General features: G+C 42.0%; 2 pseudogenes. One reads left to right on the top strand and one right to left on the bottom strand.

Features of this window, described 5'->3' with window-relative positions:
* Positions 1-235 (top strand): annotated as a pseudogene (locus KTQ90_RS13530) (tyrosine-type recombinase/integrase); the annotation flags it as partial.
* A 174-nt stretch (positions 236-409) separates the two neighbouring features.
* Here the strand turns inward: KTQ90_RS13530 and KTQ90_RS13525 are convergent.
* A pseudogene (locus KTQ90_RS13525) lies at positions 410-641 on the bottom strand (hypothetical protein); the annotation flags it as partial.

Below are 641 nucleotides of genomic sequence, written 5' to 3'. Positions count from 1 at the left end.
TCGAGCAGTTGTTGCTTTCCATCCAAAAGGCTTTCGATGTGCTTGTGGAAAAGAGAACGAATTTACCTATTCCTACCATTCGGGACAACACTCGTTCGCCAGCCTCATTACGCTGGAGGCAGGTGTGCCGATGTAGACCATCTGCAAGATGCTCGGTCATAAGGATGTGAAGATGACGCAGCGGTATGCGAGAGTGACCCCAAAGAAAGCGCATCCTTCGTTTCGACAAGATTAAGACCAACGGCATTCGCATTGTCTTCGACAGCGCAAGGGCTTGTCCGTGCATCAACAATGTTTCAGGATACTAACTTTCATCAAACTCTCAACTATTCATCCGTATCCGTGATACTACTCGTCTGACATCGCGGACACTTTTTCTTTATGATAGCTATGAAGAAGTAATTGCCCTTTATTGTTTTTCCAGCCATTTTTTTACACACCTTATAGCTCTGATTTGTTCGCTTCCGCTAAACTTAGAATCGTCATTCGTTTCATTTCCTTCCAGAACAGCTTCATAAAGAACAAGAAAATAAAAATCGGAAGGGTTTATCATTCGTTCCATAATTAATGGAACTATTTGTTTTCCCATTGATTTGAGAGGAATGAACTCAGGCAATTTTGCATATGAATAGTTGAGAGTT

Source organism: Leyella stercorea (assembly GCF_019052365.1).
In the GTDB taxonomy this organism is placed as follows: domain Bacteria; phylum Bacteroidota; class Bacteroidia; order Bacteroidales; family Bacteroidaceae; genus Prevotella.
The sequence above is the reverse complement of the archived record's forward strand: the minus strand, read 5'-3'. Positions and strand labels throughout refer to the sequence as shown.